Below are 14,963 nucleotides of genomic sequence, written 5' to 3' on the forward strand. Positions count from 1 at the left end.
GGGCGAAAGGCATCAGCTTTCCGGCAGCGGAATGAACTCTTCCTCGTCTCCTGGAACGATGTCGAAGCGGCCTGTCTTCCATTCCTCTTTCGCCTGTTCGATACGCTCTTTCGACGACGAGACGAAATTCCACCAGATGTAACGCTTCGAACCAAGAGAGGCGCCGCCGAACAGCATGAAATGCGCCCCGGTCTGCGACGACACGACGATCTCGTCACCGGGACGGAACACCAGCAGCCGTTCGGCTGGGAACACATCGCCCGAAATCGAGACCTCGCCTTCCAGCGTGTAAATGGCGCGCTCTTCCGCATCGGCAGGGATTTTCACGCTGGCGCCGGGCGCCAGGCGCAGGTCGGCGTAGAGCGTCTCCGAATCGGCCCTGACCGGGGACCGTAATCCTTGGAAATCGCCGATGATGAGGCGCCCGTTGACGCCTTCGGCATCAATCTCGGGAAGCCTGAGCGCTCCTGTGTTCTCGAACACAGGAGCCACCTCTTCCTTGTCGTCCGGCAGCGCCAGCCATGTCTGCAGGCCGGATACCGACATCGGCGCGCCACGCAGTTCCTCCGGCGTACGCTCCGAATGGACGATGCCGCGGCCGGCGGTCATCAAATTCACGTCGCCGGGCTGAATGACCATTTCGGTGCCGAGGGAGTCGCGGTGCCGGATCTTGCCGTCGAACAGATAGGTGACCGTCGACAGTCCGATATGCGGATGCGGACGGACGTCCAGCGCCTGGCCGGCCCGCAGGATCGCGGGACCCATGCGGTCGAAGAAGATGAACGGACCGACCAGCCGCCTTTTTGCCGTTGGCAGGGCACGGCGCACCTGAAAACCACCGATGTCCTTGGCGTTCGGAACGACCATCAATTCGATCTGATCGCTGGCGAACGCATCGCCCACCTCAGGGTCTTTCCCGGGGAAGAAGCTCATGGACTCTCCTTGTCGGTGGTCGAAGGGCGCCTGGCCGCATCAGGCAAAGCGGATGGCCGCCTTTGCCCGCAGCTTGGCCGCCACCTCTTCGCGATTGCGCGGATGCTGATGGGTTTCCAGGGAATCGAGCAGTTCGCGCGCCGAGGCCGCGATGGCGTCGACGGCATGATCGAAGGCGTGCTGGTTCTGCTTCGAGGGTCGCGTCGTTCCGCTCAGCTTGCGGACGAACTGAAGGGCCGCGTCGCGCACCTCGTCATTGGTTGCCGGCGGATCAAAATTGAACAGGGTCTTGATGTTTCTGCACATCGCTTCCGTATCTCCTCTTGTCCTTGAGCTGTTTCAATCGGAACAAGTTATAGCCTCGATCATGATCATGTCCAAAAACCGGTGAGGCGAGGCCATCGTTCGGACCGGCCTTAATCCGCGTCGAGCGGCTCCGTTCCAACCGGCTTGCCGTCGCGCGACAGCCTGATCTTCTCGACCTTGTCCTCGGCGGCCTTCAGCAGCCGGTCGCAATGCGCCTTCAGCGCCTCGCCACGTTCATAGATCCTGATCGACTGGTCGAGCGGCACGTCGCCACGCTCCAGATCATCGACGATCTTCTCCAGCGCATCGAGTGCCTGCTCGAAGCTCATCGCCTTGACGTCTTCGTTGGTCTCACCAGCCATCGTTCATCCTTTCATCAGTCGCCCGACATGGGCGGCGACCGAAAATGCCAATCCCTGCAGATCGTAGCCGCCCTCGAGCAGGCTGACGAGCCGGTTGCCGCTGTGGCGTGCCGCGCGCTGCATCAGCTGGCCGGTCGCCCAATCGAAATCATCCTCGGTCAGATTGATCTCGGCCAGCGGATCGCGATGGTGCGCGTCGAACCCAGCCGAAATGATGATCAGGTCGGGCGCGAAATTGTCGAGCGCGGGCAGGACGCGCGACAGGAAGGCATCGCGAAACACCTCGCTGCCGGTCTGCGGCGCCAGCGGTGCGTTGACGATGTTGCCGGCGCCCGTTTCGGTCTTCGCTCCGGTGCCGGGATAAAGCGGCATCTGGTGTGTCGAGCAATAGAGCACCGAGGGATCGTCCCAGAAAATATCCTGCGTGCCATTGCCGTGATGCACGTCCCAGTCGACGATGGCAACGCGCTCGACACCGTGTTTCTTCTGCGCATAACGCGCCGCGATCGCCGCCGTGTTGAACAGGCAGAAGCCCATGGCCGTGGTCTTTTCGGCATGATGGCCGGGCGGCCGGGCGGCGACGAAGACGTTGTCGGCGCGGCCCGAAAAGACATCATCGACGGCGGCGTTGGCGGCGCCGATCGCGGTGATCGCCGCTTGCCAGCTCTTCGGACTGGCAGTGGTGTCGGCATCGATGCGGGTAATCCCCTCGTCGGGAATGGCGGCGCGCACGCGGGCGACGAAATCGGCAGGATGCGCGTAGAGGATGGTGGCCTCGTCGCCTTCCGGCGCCTGGATACGATCGAGCCCGGCAAAGGCTTCCTCATCGAGCACGCGCTCGATGGCACGCAGGCGGTCGGGCCGCTCGGGATGTCCGGGCGGCGTGAGATGCTCGAGGAAGATCGGATGCGTGTAGAGACGGGTGGTCATCGTCCTAATCTAGTGACCCGGATCGACAAAGGCCATGCACGGGCGGCCGATGACTGGGGAAAATCGCGCCTGCGTCCATTCGCGTCGCCGCGGGCATTGGCCTCGCCGGCGCTTCGGCGTAAGGTCCCTGGGTACTGCCTGGTGCCCGCCGCAAGCGGGAGAATCGGGAACACGGTTGAATTCCGTGGCGTGCCCAACGCTGTGAGGGGGACCGCGCCGGTAAATGCCACTGTCGATGACGGGAAGGCACCGGACGCGGGTTGATCCCAAGCCAGAAGACCGGCCTGGCAGGCATCGTCATCCGCATGGTCAGGCGGATGACATCAGAGCGACGTGCGTCCATTTGGACGCACAACGTACGCTCTGACCGTTTTGAATCTGCAATCGCAAGGGGACAAGCGATGCCGGAACATATGACCGCTGCCATTGACGATGGATTTGACCAGAATGCGCGCGATGCGGTCTATCGCGCCATGTTCACGCGGCGCGACGTGCGCAGCCATTTCCTGCCCACCGCGATCGATGACGACGTGCTGGCGCGGCTGCTGCTTGCCGCCCATCACGCGCCATCGGTCGGCTTCATGCAGCCATGGAATTTCATTGTCATTCGCGATGCCGGACGACGGGCGGAGGTGCGCGACCTGTTCCTGGCCGCGCGCGAGCAGGAACTGCCGGCGATCGAGGCGGAAAAACAGGCGCTGTACCGCAAGCTCAAGCTGGAAGGCATCTGCGAAAGCGCGCTCAACATCTGCATCACTTGCGACCGGCAGCGCTCGAAAGGTTCGCCGCTGGGACGCTGGCACAATCCGGAGATGGATCTCTACAGCACCGTCTGCGCAGTGCAGAATTTGTGGCTGGCCGCGCGTGCCGAGGGCGTTGGCGTCGGCTGGGTGAGCATCATCGAGGCTGAGGCGCTGAAGCGGCTGTTGGCCATTCCGGATCACGTAACGCCAATCGCCTATCTCTGCGTCGGCCGTGTTTCCGAGTTCGCTTCCAAACCGGACCTTGAAACGCATGGTTGGGGACGGCGGCTGCCGCTGCCGGAACTGATCATGAGCGAGACGTTTTCCGGGCAAGGCGAGACACAGCTGAAGTCCACCGTGGCGCGCCTCAACACCGTTTCTGCCTCACCAGACACCACCTGCCCGGCCGATCAGGGTGTGGCGCCGGCCGTACCCCAGCGCGAACCGCCGAAGGAGGCGAGCGCCTTGTCCTTGAGCTCCCTGAACTTCGACGACGCCTCGGCCAACCGGGCGTCCCAGGCCGGATCCGGCATCTGGCCCGCGATGGTCTTGAAATAGACCTGCATCAGGCAAGCGATGGCGAAAGGCTCGATGAAGGCCGCCTTGAACGCCCAGGCGAAGACGATGGCGAGCACGAAGGCCCAGCCGGCGAGCTGGCCGGGCATCAGGAACAGAATGGCGCCGGCAGGCGCCAGCATCATCAGAAAGATGACGAACGACACGCCCCACATGATGACCGCCAGCCAGACGGCGTTCTTGACCATGACCTTGCCGTTCTGGGCATAGAGCACGACGCCTTGGCGCGCCGTCTCGAAGGGTGAGGCTGAATTGATGCGGATGTTGTAGCCGAGGATGATCTCGTCGACATAGGTCAGCGACAGGCGGATCACCGTGTTGATGAAGGAGACCAGGCCGCTCAGGCCCGGTATCGGCAGGAAGGCGGCGATACCGCCGAGCAGGCCGGTGATGGCGCGGATGGCACCCTTGACGAGTTGGTCGACGACGAAAAGGATATTGGCCTCGGCAAAACGCTGGGTCACGACATCCCTGGCGTAGGCGATCTGGTCCTGACCGCCGGGAATGTCGCGGCCGTCGATCAGATGAACCATGACGGCGATGTGGCCGGCCTTGACGATATAGAGGATGTATTCGCGGATCCAGTAGACCGCGATCGAGACGATGCCAAACCCGACCACGCCGCCCCACAGGGCAAAGGACATGGGCCCGTCGGGATCGGTGGAGATATGGCCGACACCATAGCCGACCGAGGCACCGGTGCCGGTCGCCATGATGTAGGCCAGCGTGATGCCGAAATAGACGATCATACGAAAGACGATGAACGGCCAGGTCCGCATCATGATGGACACCGACCGGCCGATCTCGAAATCCCACATGTGCCCCGAATCTCCGCCTCAGAGATGGTGGAAGAGGATGAACTCAACCCGGCGATTGTCAATTGCCGGCCCCTGACGCCGAAGCGCGACGAATTCGGGGCAACGGTTTTCTTTCGCAGCCTTTCGCCGGCGCGTTGTCTGACGGAGCATCAAACGAAAAACCCGCCTGTGCGGCGGGTCACCGGCGCAAATCAGCACCATGGACGAATATGTACCTTAGCTGAGGGCAGGTGTCAAGAAAAAATTCCTATCGGGAACAGATGCCGGCACGAAAGCTCCGGTGGGAACTCAATTCGACTGCGGATCCGGCTTCTTGAGCAGGCCTTCGAGCAGTTGCTTGAACGCCGTCACCACCTTCTTGGACGTCGCTTCGGGGTCGTCCGAATTGGCGATCCGTTGCGCTGCCTGGCTGCTCGCTCCGTTGATCAGTCGCGAGGCCGTCTCGGGGTCGAGGCTCGAGACAACGACCCCCTCCTCCTGCAGCGCGGTCAGATGGTCGGTCATTGACACGATGCACGCACTGGCATTCGGCCATTGCGCTGGATCCCCCAGCACGGCCGGGCCATCCCGGAACATGATGCGCTGGATTTCCGGCTCCAGCGCCATCTCGATATAGGTCGAGCACTCGTCGACGAAATGCTGCCAGCGGGTCGGCGCTCTCGACGCGACCTCATTGATGCGCGCCGCCATCTCGCCGTCGATCTGGGCTATGACCGCCTGCAGCAGCCCCTTCTTGTCGCCAAAATGATGATAGAGCGCGCCGCGCGTCAGCCCGGCCGAAGCGGTGAAATCATCCATCGAGGCTTCCGCATAGCCTGTTGTGCCGAAGGCATGGCGGGCCGCCGCGATCAGCTTTGCGCGCGTCTCGGCGATCATCTCCTTGCGGGGTCTGTGCATGGCTTCTGGCCCTATTCACATACGTAACGTATGCCAATTGACATACGCGGCGTATGCTCTATTTAACAATCATACGCTTCGTATGTAATTGCCGAATCGTCCTTTGTCGAGGAACCACCCATGCAAAATCCCTATTCGGAAATCTTTCGTGCCCCCGGAGCCAAGGGCTTTGCGGCCGCCGGATTCATGGCGCGCCTGCCGATCGCCATGGCGCCCATCGGCATCGTGGCGATGCTGTCGCAGACGCGTGGCGAATACTGGCTGGCCGGAGCCGTCTCGGCAACATACGCTCTGGCCAACGCTTTCGTTGCGCCGCAGATATCGAGACTGGTGGACCGCCTGGGCCAGACACGGATCGTCGTGCCCACCACCATCATCGCGGTGCTGGCTTTCGCCGTCCTGATAGCGGCGGCCAACCAGGACTGGCCGGTGTGGACGCTGTTCGTGTCGGCCCTACTGGCCGCGGCCATGCCAAGCATGCCGGCGATGGTGCGGGCGCGCTGGACAGAGATTTTCCGCGGACGGCCGCAGATGAACACCGCATTCGCCTTCGAGTCCGCGGCCGATGAACTGGTCTATATCGCCGGGGCATCGCTATCGGTCGGTCTCAGTGCTGCCCTGTTCCCGGAAGCCGGCGTTCTGGTGAGCACATTATTTCTCGCATTCGGATCAGCGGCCTTCATCCTGCAACGCTCGACGGAGCCGCAAGTGCGGCCGGTGGACCATGGCTCAAGCGGCTCGGCGATCCGCCTGCGGCCGGTTCAGATCATCACCTTCGCCCTGATCTTCATCGGCGCGACCTTCGCGACGACGGAAGTCAGCACCGTGGCGATCACCAAGGAGCTTGGCCAGCCCGGCGCCGCCAGCCTTGTCATCGGCGTTTACGCGCTGGGATCGTTCGTGCTCGGCATCATCGTCGGCGCGCTCAGCCTGAAGGCGCCGCTGCAACGCCAGTTGGCCATCGCAGTCGCCCTCGTCGCGCTCGGCACGCTGTTGCCGCTCACCGCCGACACCGTGCCACTGCTGGCGCTGACTGTGTTCATCAGCGGCGTGGCGATCTCGCCGACCTTCATCACCGCCTTCGGCCTGATCGAGCGGCATGTGCCGGAGGCGATGCTGACCGAAGGCATTACCTGGGTCATGACCGGCATCGGCATCGGCATGGCGCTCGGCTCGTTCGCGGCCGGCGCGGTGGTCGATGCGTTCGGTGCCCAGAACGGGTTCTGGGTCTCTGTGGCTTCAGGCACGATCGCGCTGGCCACGGTGCTGCTTGGCCAGCGCAGCCTTGCCACGGCTGAGTGCGAGATGGACGGATGCGAAGCAGCCGCGATTGCTGCGGAATAGTTCCGGCGCGCCCGGGCCTTAGGCCGGGCGCGCCGCTCTAGGCGGCCGGGCCTGAAATATTGACTCTTCTTGGGTGCGCCAATGCCAAAACTATCGTTGGCGCCCCATGCAACATCACCTCTTTTTCGAAGACGAAGCCACATTTCTCCAGCACCCGTCGCGAAGCCGGATTGGCGGGGCGGACGAGGCCGACAACCCGATCGGCACGCAAGGGGCCGAACGCGGTGCGCAGTGCTTCCGTCACCAATTCCGTGGCATAGCCATGTCCCCAGCTCGCCGGATGAAGATGATAGGACAGGTTCAGACCGTCGAAATCCGCCGATACCGTGACGCCGCCGAAGCCGACCAGCTTTTCGTCCGCCTCGACCGCCCAGCGGCCAAAGCCGTGCTTGTCCCAATGACCGATGTCGCGCGTCAGCCGCGCGGCGCTCTGCTGGGCTGTATCCGGGACAGGGTCCGGACGATGAGCAACAAGCTCCCGGCGCGAAAAGAGGTCGATCAGGAAATCCAGATCAGCCTCTTCTGGGCGGCGCAGCAAAAGCCGCTCGCTGCGCTGGCTGGAAGGCAGAGACGCATTCATCCGTCTTCTCCGGCAACCGGATCGGCGGGAGGCTCAGAGGATCTCCGTCTTGGCGATGTGGATGCCAAAACCTTCGAGGCCGACATAGTGGCGTTCGCGCGAGGCGATCAGGTTGATCGAGGAGATGCCGAGATCCTTGAGGATCTGGGCGCCTAGCCCGATCTCGCGCCACTCGTTTTCGCGGCGGCGCGCCTCTTCGTGATCCTCGCGGTCGCCGCTTGCCGGCCGCTTGCGCTCCTGATGCGCAACGCCGACGGAGCCTTCTCTGAGATAGACGATGACACCGCGCCTGCGCTCGCCCATTGTCTTCATGATGGCGTCGAGCCGGTGGCTGGTGCCGAAGACATCGGTCACCACATCCTCGGAATGCAGACGCACCGGCACGTCCTCGCCGTCACGAATGTCGCCGAAGACGATGGCGACGTGATGCATGGAGTCCCACGGCAGCGTGTAGGTGAAGACCTGTGCCTTGCCGCCGAGCGTGTCGATTTCCGAGCAGGCGACGCGTTCGACCAGCGTTTCCTTGCGCTGCCGGTAGGCGATGAGGTCGGCGACCGAAACCTGCTTGAGGCCATGCTCCTCGGCGAAAGCCTGCACCTGCGGACCGCGCTTGACGGTGCCGTCATCATTGACCAGCTCGGAAATGACGCCAACCGGCGGCAGGCCGGCGAGCTTGCACAGATCGACCGCTGCTTCGGTATGGCCTGAGCGCATCAGCACGCCGCCTTCGCGCGCAATCAGCGGAAAGATGTGGCCGGGCCGGACGAAATCCGAGCCACCGACATTGCCGTTGGCAAGATTGCGAACGGTCAAAGTGCGATCTTCGGCCGAGATGCCGGTCGTGGTGCCATGCTTGAAATCGACGCTGACGGTGAAAGCGGTGGTGTGGGCGGAATCGTTGTCGGCGACCATGGGGGCAAGGTTCAGCCGCCTGGCTTCTTCGCGCGGCATCGGCGTACAGACGATGCCGGAGGTGTGGCGAACGATGAACGCCATCTTTTCGGGCGTGCAGTGGACAGCGGCGACGATCAGGTCGCCCTCGTTCTCGCGTCCGTCATCATCCATGACGACGACGATCTCGCCGCGTTCGAAAGCACGCAGGGCTTCGACGATTTTCTTCTGGTCGTAAGGCATAAGTGCTCGCTTTGCTCGCAGGGGAATAAGGGAGTAGGGCAGTAAGGGAGTAGGGAAAAGCAAAAAGATTTGGCCGGCCGGGCTAAGAGCGCAACATATTCCCCTATTCCCCTATTCCCCTATTCCCCTATTCCCCTCCCCGTCTGTCCCCGATGCCGCAGATAATGATCGGCGATCGCACAGGCAACCATTGCCTCGCCGATCGGCACGGCGCGGATGCCGACGCATGGATCGTGGCGGCCCTTGGTCATGATCTCGACGTCCTTGCCGTCCTTATCGATCGACTTTCGCGGGGTCAGGATCGACGAGGTCGGCTTGACGGCGAAACGGGCGACGATTGCCTGGCCGGTCGAGATGCCGCCGAGGATGCCGCCGGCATTGTTGGACAGGAACACCGGCTTGCCGTCATTGCCGATGCGCATCTCGTCGGCATTCTGCTCGCCGGTGATGCGGGCGGCCTCGAAGCCGTTGCCGATCTCGACGCCCTTGACCGCGTTGATCGACATCAGGCCGGAGGCGATGTCCTGGTCGAGCTTGGCATAGATCGGCGCGCCGAGGCCCGGTGGAACGCCGTCGGCGACGATCTCGATCACCGCACCGACCGAGGAGCCCGCCTTGCGGATGCCGTCGAGATACTGCGTGAAGACAGGAACGGAAGCCGGATCGGGGGTGAAGAACGGATTTTCCGCATCGCCGATGAAATTCCAGTTCCAGTTGGCGCGATCGATGGATTTCTCGCCCATCGACACCAGCGCACCGCGCACCACCACGCCGGGCACCACCTTGCGCGCCAAGGCACCGGCCGCCACTCTGGCTGCCGTCTCGCGGGCCGAGGAGCGGCCGCCGCCACGATAATCGCGCACCCCGTATTTGACGTCATAGGTGTAGTCGGCATGGCCGGGCCGGTACTGGCGGGCGATCTCGCCATAATCCTTTGAACGCTGGTCGACATTCTCGATCAGCATCGACACCGGCGTGCCGGTGGTGATCATCGTCTCGCCGTCCTCGTCGAGGATGAAACCTGACAGCACCTTCACTTCATCTGGTTCGCGACGCTGCGTCACGAAACGTGACTGTCCCGGACGGCGCTTGTCGAGTTCGGCCTGGATCTCGTCGCGCGTAAAGCGGATGCCGGGCGGACAGCCGTCGACCACGCAGCCGAGCGACGGGCCATGGCTTTCGCCCCAGGTGGTGACGCGGAAAAGGTGGCCGAACGTGTTGTGAGACATGAAATACCCTGCCCGGCATCGGAGCCGGCTGAAGATTGCGTTCTATTGGCGTTTTTCACAGGGGTCAAACTGTGATCTGGCGGATTTAGTTTTGACACATTCGGTTGGTTTCTGCTCTGCTCCATCCGCTGTTGAACAGCCCGCCGCCATGCCGGTGCAATGATAAAGAGGAACGATTATGCGTACCCTGATTAGCGCCGTTGCCGCCACGCTGCTGCTTTCCACCGCCGCTTTCGCCGGCCAGACCGAAGGCCTGATCAAGAAGATCGACAAGGACACGGCGACGCTGACGCTGGATGACGGCAAGTCCTACAAGCTGAACGCAGAGACCGATCTCGACGCGCTGAAGCCGGGCATGGACATCGTCATCGCCTACGATGTGACCAATGGCGAAAACGTCATCACCGACATGGAACTGCCGGACAGCTCAGCCAACTAGAGCTTCCAACCTCAATTGAATGCAGCGTTTGCGGTTCAGCTTTCGCCGAGCCGCCTGCGAAATGGCCTAGAGCGTGTTGCGTCTGAACGGATTTCAGGCGACCCGCTTTAGGTCTTTGTTTTATGTATGTCGTTCTCCCAAAACCGGGGCCACTTTTGGGCGACATGCATCAAAGCCACTCCAGACTCTTGCCTTCGAGCTTGAGCAGGCGATCCTGCGGTATTTCCAGGTTCGCTGCCTCGTCCTCGGCCCATCCCAGAACGAAACGAAACAAGGTGCGCATGACGCCGCCATGGGTCACGCATATCGTCTGGCGTTCGATCGCGTCGAAGCATGGCCTCACCCGTTCGAGCAGCATCTGATAGCTCTCGGCGCCTTCGCCGGGCGGCTGGAAGTTCCACTTGTCCAGAGCACGCGTCCCGCTTGCTCCGGGATACCGCGTCTCCAGCTCGGGAAAGGTAAATCCCTGCCAATCGCCGAAATTGACCTCGACGAGGCGCGGATCGGTTCGATAGGCATCCGGATCCAGCTTCATCGCGGCGCGAATACGCTGCATCGTTTCGCGCGTCCGTTTCATCGGACTGGCGACGAAGTCGAATTCCCAGGGATCTGGAACCAACGCAGCTAGCCGAAGCCCGTTGCCGGTCGCCTGTTCGCGGCCAAGAGCATTGAGATCGGTGTCAGCCTGCCCCTGAAGCCGCATTTCGGCGTTCCACGCGGTCTGGCCGTGGCGCGCGATATAAACCAGCGGGTACATCAGGTCTTCCGGTGCGGATCGGGACGGACGACGGTTGGGGGGTGCTAGTCCTTGACCGTCGAAATATCAGGCGCGTCGACCGCCTTCATGCCGACGACGTGGTAGCCCGAATCGACGTGGTGCACTTCACCGGTGACGCCGCGCGACAGATCGGACAGGAAATAGACGCCGGAATCGCCGACTTCCTCCTGCGTCACCGTCTGCTTCAGCGGCGAATTGTACTCGTTCCACTTCAGGATGTAGCGGAAATCGCCGATGCCGGAAGCGGCAAGGGTCTTGATCGGGCCAGCCGAAATGGCGTTGACGCGGATCTTCTTGGCGCCGAGATCGACCGCCAGGTAGCGCACGCTGGCCTCGAGCGCCGCCTTGGCGACACCCATGACGTTGTAGTGCGGCATCACCTTTTCGGCGCCGTAGTAGGTCAGCGTCAGCAGTGAGCCGCCATCGGTCATCAGCGCCTCGGCGCGCTTGGCGATGGTGGTGAAGGAATAGACCGAAATGTCCATTGTGCGCAGGAAATTGTCGCGTGACGTCTCGACATAGCGGCCAGTCAGCTCATCCTTGTCGGAGAAGGCAATGGCGTGGACGAGGAAATCAAGCTTGCCCCAATGTTTGGCGACATTGGCGAAAACCTCATCCAGGCTCGCCGGATCGGTGACGTCGCAATGGCCGGCGACAAAGGCGCCCAGTTCCGCCGCCAGCGGCTCGACACGCTTCTTGAACGCCTCGCCCTGATAGGTCAGCGCTATCTCGGCGCCATGATCGACGCAGGCCTTGGCGATGCCATAAGCGATCGACCTATTGTTGGCGACGCCAAGAATGAGGCCGCGCTTGCCGGCCATTAGGCCCTGTCCACCCGCCATGTGAGCGCTCTCCGCAAGATTTCAGCTTTGTGGGTTGCCCTATCGCACAGGCACAGAGCCCCTTCAAGCGCTCAAAACGGACAGTTCAGGGGACAAAAGCCGCCGATCAGCCTTTTTGGCTGCGCAACAGCGCTTCGAGCGCGCTGTCACCGCCTTCCGGCAGCATGATACGCACATGAGCGTAGAGATCGCCGTGACCGCCGGCCTTTTCCGGCAGGCCTCTGCCCTTCAGCCGCAGGACCTTGTCGGAGCTCGACCAGGCCGGAATGTTGACCGCGAGCCTGCCGGTCGGCGTCTCGACAGGCACCTTGGCGCCGAGCACGGCATCCGCCAGTGCCACCGGCAGATCGGCGTGCAGGTCGCGGCCTTCGATGCGGTAGCGTGGATGCCGGCGTAGATGGATCTTGACCAGCGCGTCGCCTGGCTGGCCCGGCCCCTGCTCGCCTTGGCCCTTGAGGCGGATGGTCTGGCCATCCTCGACATAGGCCGGCAGCTTGACCGCCACCTTGCGGCCGTCGGGGAACATCGCCGTCACCTTTTCAGCGGTCGCCGCTTCCTCGATGGTGACGTCGAGCGTCACGTTCAGATCGGCAGCGGTCGCCTGCTGGCGGCGATCGCCCATGCCGGGACCGCGCGCGCCGGAAAAAGTGTCGCCAAAAATCTGGCTGAAGATGTCGCTGTTGCCGTCGAACGGATCGCCACCGGGTCGACCGGAGCGGAATTCGAACCGCGAGCCGCCCGGACCTTGCTGCCGGCGAAAGCCGCCAAACGGATCGCCGCCACCGGCAGCGCCCTCAAAGCCCTGGAATCGCGGCTTGCCGTCAGCGTCGATCTCGCCGCGATCGAAAGCGGCGCGATTCTTTTCGTCGCCGACGATCTCGTAGGCCTGGTTGGCTGCGGCGAAACGGTCCTTCGCCTTTGGATCATTCGGATTCTGGTCCGGATGATGCTTTTTGGCGAGTTTCCGGTACGCCGACTTTATGTCTTTGGCCGATGCGTTCCTGGCAACGCCCAGCACCTCATAGGGGTCGCGCATGCTTACTGCCCTGGAGAAGAGTTGAGTCTCTGGTTGCCTCTTATATGCGCTCCCATAGGAAGAAATTCCAGTGCTGGAGCCGCATATCAGACGCGGAAAATCAGAGCGCCTTGAAGTCCTGCATGCGCCAGCCGCCGGCGCTGGCCAGGCACAGTTCGCCTTCGAACATGGCAACGCCGTCAAAGCTTTCGCGCGAGGCCTTGAAGCGGCGGCAGGTCTGGCCGTTGTCCTTCAATTCCGCCAGATCGGTGATGGAGCCGCGCGAGCCGGTACCGGCATTGGCCCATGGGACGGCCTGCCCGCCGAGCTGCTCGATGTCGGCCGAGGAGACTGCATTGCCGATCGTCGTCTGGTCGGAGTCGCGATCCAGACTGGCCGGCGCGGCCGAGGCCGATGTGCTGCTGGTCAGGATCGAGCGGTCGACTTCGGCTTTTTCCAGGCTGAAGCCGCCGGCGCCACAAGCGGCAAGCGGCAAGGCGACCGCCACGATCGCGGCTTTCGCGCTGGCCGAAGCGATAACGCTCCATTGCCTGCTGTCAAAAGCTTGCGCGATAAGCGACAATCGGCAGCCTCCCCCTTGCTTCGTTAAGAATCTTGGCTTTGTAAGAATCTTCGTGACAATTTGAGAAAAACTATGAGTGACACTGAGTTAACAAGCGGTGACTTTACCGAGGCTGCCGAGCCGTTTCGCCTGTTTGCCGCATGGCTGGACGACGCCACGAAAAGCGAGCCGAACGACCCCAACGGCGTGGCTCTGGCGACCGTCGATACCGACGGCATGCCGGATGTGCGCATGGTTTTGCTCAAGGGGTTCGATGAAAGCGGGTTTGTCTTCTACACGAATTTCGAGAGCGCCAAGGGCCAGGAGATTCTTGGCAGCATGAAGGCGGCGATGTGTTTCCATTGGAAATCACTGCGCCGCCAGGTACGCATTCGCGGACCGGTGGAGATCGTCAGCGACGCCGAAGCCGACGCCTACTATGCGACACGGCCGCGCGGCAGCCGCATCGGCGCATGGGCCTCGAAACAATCGCGGCCGCTGGAAAGCCGCTTTGCGCTGGAGAAGGCAGTGGCCGAATACACGGCACGCTACCCGATCGGCGAGATCCCGCGGCCAAAGCACTGGTCCGGCTTCCGAATCGTGCCCACGACAATCGAGTTCTGGCACGACAGGCCGTTCCGCCTGCACGACCGGCTCGTCTTCAGCCGCAACGCGAAAGGCGCCTGGGACAAGACGAGGCTTTATCCCTGAAGAAGAGGCTCAGGCCTTCTTTCTCGTCATGAACGCGGTGAGCGCGGCGCGCGCCTCATCGGACTTCAGGCGCTCGCGAAAATGCTCGCTTTCCTCGCCGATGCGGGCGACGAGGTCGTCGCGCGAGCCGCGCATCAGGTCGCGCGCGATCTTCAACGCCTGCGGCGGCTTGGCCGCGATCTGGCCGGCGGCCGCCAGCACCGAGGCCTCCAGTGCTGCTTCCTCGACCACCTCGTAGATCAGGCCGGCGGCCTTCGCCCGTTCAGCCGAAAAGCCTTCGCCGAGTCCGAGCAGCGCGAAGGCACCCTGCTGCCCGAGGATGCGCGGCGCCAGGAGGCTCGATCCCGCCTCAGGCACCAGGCCAAGGTCGACGAAAGGTGTCCTGAACACGGTGCGTGGCGTGGCGAAGGTCAGGTCGCAATGCAGGTTGAGCGTGGTGCCGATGCCGACCGCGATGCCGTCGACGCCGGAGACCATGGGTTTCTCAACCTTTGCCAGCGCCATCAGGAAGTCCCAGACTTCGGTGCCGCCGTCACCGCCGGTGGCGATGATCATGAAGTCGGCAAGGTCGTTGCCTGAGGAGAAGGCGCCGGGCACGCCGAGAAAGACATGGACGCGGATCGCAGGATCGGCGTCGCCTTCGGCCAGGGTTTTTGACATTTTCGCATACATGGCGCGCGTCAGCGCGTTCTTCTTGTCCGGCCGGTTCATGCGGATGATCTGGATGGCGCCCTGGCGCTCGACGAGGATATGGTCTGTCACGG

Annotated in this window: 17 protein-coding genes, 1 pseudogene and 1 riboswitch; of the genes and pseudogenes, 4 read left to right on the forward strand and 14 right to left on the reverse strand. The window is 62.8% G+C overall.

The annotated features are described in order from the left end of the window. Positions 1-12: 12 nt before the first annotated feature. The 4 genes from M729_RS0133260 to M729_RS0133275 form a co-directional block, all read right to left on the reverse strand. On the reverse strand, positions 13-933 hold the full coding sequence (locus M729_RS0133260) for a pirin family protein (RefSeq protein ID WP_013532790.1): 921 nt from the start codon (positions 931-933) through the stop codon (positions 13-15). Between the two features lie 39 nt (positions 934-972). Next, positions 973-1,239: a DUF2277 domain-containing protein gene (locus tag M729_RS0133265; protein ID WP_013532791.1), complete on the reverse strand. Its 267-nt coding sequence runs from the start codon at positions 1,237-1,239 to the stop codon at positions 973-975. A gap of 110 nt (positions 1,240-1,349) precedes the next feature. Beyond that, positions 1,350-1,601 carry an exodeoxyribonuclease VII small subunit gene (locus M729_RS0133270; protein WP_013532792.1) on the reverse strand — a complete coding sequence of 84 codons (252 nt, stop codon included), beginning with the start codon at positions 1,599-1,601 and terminating at the stop codon, positions 1,350-1,352. A 3-nt stretch (positions 1,602-1,604) separates the two neighbouring features. After that, positions 1,605-2,531, reverse strand: coding sequence for a histone deacetylase family protein (locus M729_RS0133275; protein ID WP_027164154.1), 927 nt, complete (start codon positions 2,529-2,531; stop codon positions 1,605-1,607). A gap of 122 nt (positions 2,532-2,653) precedes the next feature. Next, positions 2,654-2,834, forward strand: a riboswitch (cobalamin riboswitch). Positions 2,835-2,944: 110 nt separating this feature from the next. Here M729_RS0133275 and bluB point away from each other — a divergent pair. Next, positions 2,945-3,562: pseudogene (gene bluB, locus M729_RS1000000139630) on the forward strand (5,6-dimethylbenzimidazole synthase); the annotation flags it as partial. A 122-nt stretch (positions 3,563-3,684) separates the two neighbouring features. Here the strand turns inward: bluB and M729_RS0133285 are convergent. Beyond that, entirely contained in the window at positions 3,685-4,668 is a 984-nt protein-coding gene (locus tag M729_RS0133285; protein ID WP_027164156.1) for a hypothetical protein, read from the reverse strand. 288 nt (positions 4,669-4,956) lie between these two features. Then, positions 4,957-5,565 carry a TetR/AcrR family transcriptional regulator gene (locus tag M729_RS0133290; protein WP_013532796.1) on the reverse strand — a complete coding sequence of 203 codons (609 nt, stop codon included), beginning with the start codon at positions 5,563-5,565 and terminating at the stop codon, positions 4,957-4,959. A gap of 120 nt (positions 5,566-5,685) precedes the next feature. On the opposite strand from M729_RS0133290, the gene M729_RS0133295 reads away from it, so the two are divergent. Then, entirely contained in the window at positions 5,686-6,909 is a 1,224-nt protein-coding gene (locus tag M729_RS0133295) for an MFS transporter (protein WP_027164157.1), read from the forward strand. 37 nt (positions 6,910-6,946) lie between these two features. Here M729_RS0133295 and M729_RS0133300 read toward each other — a convergent pair whose 3' ends face one another. The 3 genes from M729_RS0133300 to aroC all read right to left on the reverse strand — a co-directional run bounded on the left by M729_RS0133300 (position 6,947) and on the right by aroC (position 9,852). Beyond that, a complete protein-coding gene (locus M729_RS0133300; RefSeq protein ID WP_027164158.1) occupies positions 6,947-7,489 on the reverse strand; it encodes a GNAT family N-acetyltransferase in 543 nt (180 codons plus the stop codon). A gap of 33 nt (positions 7,490-7,522) precedes the next feature. Next, a complete protein-coding gene (gene ribB / locus M729_RS0133305) occupies positions 7,523-8,623 on the reverse strand; it encodes a 3,4-dihydroxy-2-butanone-4-phosphate synthase (protein WP_027164159.1) in 1,101 nt (366 codons plus the stop codon). A 119-nt stretch (positions 8,624-8,742) separates the two neighbouring features. Beyond that, a complete protein-coding gene (gene aroC / locus M729_RS0133310; RefSeq protein ID WP_013532800.1) occupies positions 8,743-9,852 on the reverse strand; it encodes a chorismate synthase in 1,110 nt (369 codons plus the stop codon). 178 nt (positions 9,853-10,030) lie between these two features. On the opposite strand from aroC, the gene M729_RS0133315 reads away from it, so the two are divergent. Beyond that, positions 10,031-10,291, forward strand: a complete 261-nt coding sequence (locus M729_RS0133315) for a DUF1344 domain-containing protein (RefSeq protein ID WP_013532801.1) — start codon at positions 10,031-10,033, stop codon at positions 10,289-10,291. Between the two features lie 169 nt (positions 10,292-10,460). Here M729_RS0133315 and M729_RS0133320 read toward each other — a convergent pair whose 3' ends face one another. The 4 genes from M729_RS0133320 to M729_RS0133335 form a co-directional block, all read right to left on the reverse strand. Then, positions 10,461-11,048, reverse strand: coding sequence for a histidine phosphatase family protein (locus M729_RS0133320; protein WP_027164160.1), 588 nt, complete (start codon positions 11,046-11,048; stop codon positions 10,461-10,463). A 44-nt stretch (positions 11,049-11,092) separates the two neighbouring features. Then, positions 11,093-11,911, reverse strand: coding sequence for an enoyl-ACP reductase FabI (gene fabI, locus M729_RS0133325; RefSeq protein WP_013532803.1), 819 nt, complete (start codon positions 11,909-11,911; stop codon positions 11,093-11,095). Positions 11,912-12,017: 106 nt separating this feature from the next. Next, positions 12,018-12,947 carry a J domain-containing protein gene (locus M729_RS0133330; RefSeq protein ID WP_024503598.1) on the reverse strand — a complete coding sequence of 310 codons (930 nt, stop codon included), beginning with the start codon at positions 12,945-12,947 and terminating at the stop codon, positions 12,018-12,020. A 100-nt stretch (positions 12,948-13,047) separates the two neighbouring features. Next, positions 13,048-13,509 carry an RT0821/Lpp0805 family surface protein gene (locus tag M729_RS0133335; RefSeq protein ID WP_013532805.1) on the reverse strand — a complete coding sequence of 154 codons (462 nt, stop codon included), beginning with the start codon at positions 13,507-13,509 and terminating at the stop codon, positions 13,048-13,050. 72 nt (positions 13,510-13,581) lie between these two features. Here M729_RS0133335 and pdxH point away from each other — a divergent pair, with 72 nt between their 5' ends. Then, a complete protein-coding gene (pdxH, locus tag M729_RS0133340) occupies positions 13,582-14,199 on the forward strand; it encodes a pyridoxamine 5'-phosphate oxidase (RefSeq protein WP_013532806.1) in 618 nt (205 codons plus the stop codon). Between the two features lie 9 nt (positions 14,200-14,208). Here pdxH and M729_RS0133345 read toward each other — a convergent pair whose 3' ends face one another. Then, positions 14,209-14,961 (reverse strand): crotonase/enoyl-CoA hydratase family protein, encoded by a 753-nt coding sequence (locus M729_RS0133345; protein WP_027164161.1) that lies wholly within the window; start codon positions 14,959-14,961, stop codon positions 14,209-14,211. Between the last annotated feature and the right edge of the window lie 2 nt (positions 14,962-14,963).

Source organism: Mesorhizobium sp. WSM1293 (genome assembly GCF_000513875.1).
GTDB lineage: Bacteria > Pseudomonadota > Alphaproteobacteria > Rhizobiales > Rhizobiaceae > Mesorhizobium > Mesorhizobium ciceri.

Coding starts and splice junctions, on each gene's coding strand:
- M729_RS0133270 (WP_013532792.1), bottom strand. CDS start 1,601: ATGGCTGGTGAGACCAACGAAGACGTCAAGGCGATGAGCTTCGAGCAG.
- M729_RS0133315 (WP_013532801.1), top strand. CDS start 10,031: ATGCGTACCCTGATTAGCGCCGTTGCCGCCACGCTGCTGCTTTCCACC.
- ribB (WP_027164159.1), bottom strand. CDS start 8,623: ATGCCTTACGACCAGAAGAAAATCGTCGAAGCCCTGCGTGCTTTCGAA.
- M729_RS0133295 (WP_027164157.1), top strand. CDS start 5,686: ATGCAAAATCCCTATTCGGAAATCTTTCGTGCCCCCGGAGCCAAGGGC.
- M729_RS0133320 (WP_027164160.1), bottom strand. CDS start 11,048: ATGTACCCGCTGGTTTATATCGCGCGCCACGGCCAGACCGCGTGGAAC.
- M729_RS0133330 (WP_024503598.1), bottom strand. CDS start 12,947: ATGCGCGACCCCTATGAGGTGCTGGGCGTTGCCAGGAACGCATCGGCC.
- M729_RS0133285 (WP_027164156.1), bottom strand. CDS start 4,668: ATGTGGGATTTCGAGATCGGCCGGTCGGTGTCCATCATGATGCGGACC.
- fabI (WP_013532803.1), bottom strand. CDS start 11,911: ATGGCGGGTGGACAGGGCCTAATGGCCGGCAAGCGCGGCCTCATTCTT.
- pdxH (WP_013532806.1), top strand. CDS start 13,582: ATGAGTGACACTGAGTTAACAAGCGGTGACTTTACCGAGGCTGCCGAG.
- M729_RS0133260 (WP_013532790.1), bottom strand. CDS start 933: ATGAGCTTCTTCCCCGGGAAAGACCCTGAGGTGGGCGATGCGTTCGCC.
- M729_RS0133275 (WP_027164154.1), bottom strand. CDS start 2,531: ATGACCACCCGTCTCTACACGCATCCGATCTTCCTCGAGCATCTCACG.
- M729_RS0133290 (WP_013532796.1), bottom strand. CDS start 5,565: ATGCACAGACCCCGCAAGGAGATGATCGCCGAGACGCGCGCAAAGCTG.
- M729_RS0133300 (WP_027164158.1), bottom strand. CDS start 7,489: ATGAATGCGTCTCTGCCTTCCAGCCAGCGCAGCGAGCGGCTTTTGCTG.
- aroC (WP_013532800.1), bottom strand. CDS start 9,852: ATGTCTCACAACACGTTCGGCCACCTTTTCCGCGTCACCACCTGGGGC.
- M729_RS0133265 (WP_013532791.1), bottom strand. CDS start 1,239: ATGTGCAGAAACATCAAGACCCTGTTCAATTTTGATCCGCCGGCAACC.